At 71.3% G+C, this 2,385-nt stretch carries 2 protein-coding genes; both read left to right on the top strand.

All coding sequences use genetic code 11. The annotated features are described in order from the left end of the window. The first annotated feature begins 456 nt into the window (after nucleotides 1–456). Nucleotides 457–1,152, top strand: coding sequence for a peptidoglycan-binding domain-containing protein (locus tag ACRX5S_RS18460; RefSeq protein ID WP_436774040.1), 696 nt, complete (start codon nucleotides 457–459; stop codon nucleotides 1,150–1,152). A 71-nt stretch (nucleotides 1,153–1,223) separates the two neighbouring features. Then, nucleotides 1,224–2,294 carry a type IV toxin-antitoxin system AbiEi family antitoxin domain-containing protein gene (locus ACRX5S_RS18455; protein ID WP_436774039.1) on the top strand — a complete coding sequence of 357 codons (1,071 nt, stop codon included), beginning with the start codon at nucleotides 1,224–1,226 and terminating at the stop codon, nucleotides 2,292–2,294. Nucleotides 2,295–2,385 lie beyond the last annotated feature (91 nt).

Below are 2,385 nucleotides of genomic sequence, written 5' to 3'. Positions count from 1 at the left end.
CTACGGCGGACGCCCTCTCCTCAACGCAGCCTGATCACCCGGCAACCCGGTCAACGTTTCCGGTCACAGCACTAGCTGTTGCCCCTGCCGGCTCCGCGCCGGGTGATCATGCGATCCCGGTTCCACGGGCAGGCGTGTCGGCGACCGGTAGTGCGTTGCCGCGGCCGCGCCGATTGGGGAAGACGGTTGGGACCTCCGGCGCGGCGGGTGCATTCATGGCTGAAGTACCGTGGCAATTCCGGCGAATCGCCGCGTGTTGGTGTGATGATCTGCTTTCTCCGTGTCCGATTGGGAGCTCCGTAGCGTCAGCCGTGCCCCGGGAACCGACCCGCGGCACGACGCTCAGGAGGAGCCATGCGTCCCATCTCCCGTACCGCCCGTCGCANCCGATTGGGAGCTCCGTAGCGTCAGCCGTGCCCCGGGAACCGACCCGCGGCACGACGCTCAGGAGGAGCCATGCGTCCCATCTCCCGTACCGCCCGTCGCAGCCGTACGCGCGCCGCGGTGATCATGCTGTCCGGAGTCGTGGCGGCCGGCGCCGGCATCGTCGCCCCCAGTGCGGGTGCGTCCGCCCACGCGGCCGCCACGCCGTCCGCCGCGGCGCCGCGGTGCAACTTCGTGCCGCAGGACTTCCGTCCGGAGCTGGGGGAGAGCTCGGAGGGCGAGGCGGTGGCCCAGGTGCAGTGCCTGATCACCACGCGCTCGGCTTACTCGAAGAAGTTCGACGTGTCGGGGATCTACGGTCCGGAGACCACGCGCGCGGTGCTTTGGGTGCAGAAGTGCAACAAGGTCGCCGAGACCGGCTACACCGATCCGGCGACCTGGAAGGTGCTGTACCGGGCGAAGAAGGGCTGCGGCAAGTCGGCGGCCAAGCCCGCCAAGCCCACCAAGCCCGCGACCAAGCCGCCCACCAAGCCGACGACGCCCACGAACACGGTCAAGCCGACGAAGCCCGTCAAGCCCGCGGCGACCACCAAGCCGACGAAGCCCGCGAAGCCCGCCGCCGCGATCAAGCCCGCTGAGCCGGGTAAGCCGGCCAACCCGGGCAAGTCGACCAACCCGGGTAAGCCGAAGCCTTTCAAGCCGGCTGTTCCCGCCGCCCCGCCGGAGATCGGGGGCGGGGAACTGCCTTGGGACCAGCGGCCGGTGTGATGAGCGGAGTACCGGAGCGCACCTGTGGACGACGCGAGGCGCCGTCGTCCGCCGGTGCCCAAACTGAGCGCATGCCCGGCGACATCGATCTCACAGACCTGTTCTCCAAGCCCTTCACCGCCGCACAGGCCGCGGACCGCGGCTTCAGTCTGGCGGTGCTCAGGAGGTGGCTGCGCAACGGCGACGTCCGACGTGTGGTCCAGGGGGTGTACGTCGGCAGCCACATGCCCGACACCCCCACGCTCCGCGCCAAGGCGGTCGCCGCCTTCCTGCCCGGTGCCGTCATCTGCGGGCGGACCGCCGCGTGGATATGGGGGATCGGCGCCGCCGGGACGCACGACGAAAACGGCAGGCCCCACCCGGCCGAGTTCGCCGTGCCGTCAGGGGCCACCTTGCCCCGCCGCGGCGGATGCCTGGGACGGATCCGGAACTTCGAGAAAGGGGAGGTGACCACGATCGCGGGTGTGCAGGTCACGACGCCGCTGCGTACCGCCGCCGACATCGCCCGCACCGAACCGCTCCCCGAGGCCGTCGCGATCCTGGACGCCTTCCTGCATCAGCGGCAGGTCACCAAACGCCAACTGGAGTCCATGGCAGGAAGGTTCGCAGGGTTCGCCGGAGTACGGCGCCTGATCGAGGCCGTACGCCTGGCGGATGCCGGCAGCACCGGACCGGAGGAGACCCGGCTACGGCTCTCCCTCGTGGCGGCGGGGGTGCCGCCCGCGGAACCCGGCTGGCGGGTGATGTCCGCCTTCGGCCGCGTGCTGCACCGCTTCACACTCGCGTGGCCGGACCTCCACCTCGCGGCGGACGTGGAACCACCGCGGAAACACCCCGCGCCGGACGGGACCTCCGAACTGCCGACTCCCCCCGTCGCACCGACCAAAGTGCCGACCAAGACGTCGATCGAAACGTCGACCGAGGCACCGCCGGCCCATCGCCCCCGCGCGGCGCCGTCAAGACACGAGAGCATCCCCGACATCCGAGTCCGCAGCCGCAGCATCGGCGGTGCCACCTGGCGCGTCGTCGAGTGCGGCCCAGGCGAAGCCACCGCTCACCCCGACACTGTGGTCGCCCACGTGCGCCACGAACTCATGACCCGTTCATCCGCAGGCCCCGAGCCTGCCCGACAAGCGGCCTGAAGGCGCCCCGACACCGCCTCCTCTCCCTTGGGCGCCGGCGACGGGGGAGCACCTTCAGGCCCGGGCGCGCCCGACCACCCCCTCGGGCGCG

The sequence above is a fragment of the Yinghuangia sp. YIM S09857 genome (assembly GCF_051388915.1).
Taxonomy (GTDB): Bacteria; Actinomycetota; Actinomycetes; order Streptomycetales; family Streptomycetaceae; genus Yinghuangia.
The sequence above is the reverse complement of the archived record's forward strand: the minus strand, read 5'-3'. Positions and strand labels throughout refer to the sequence as shown.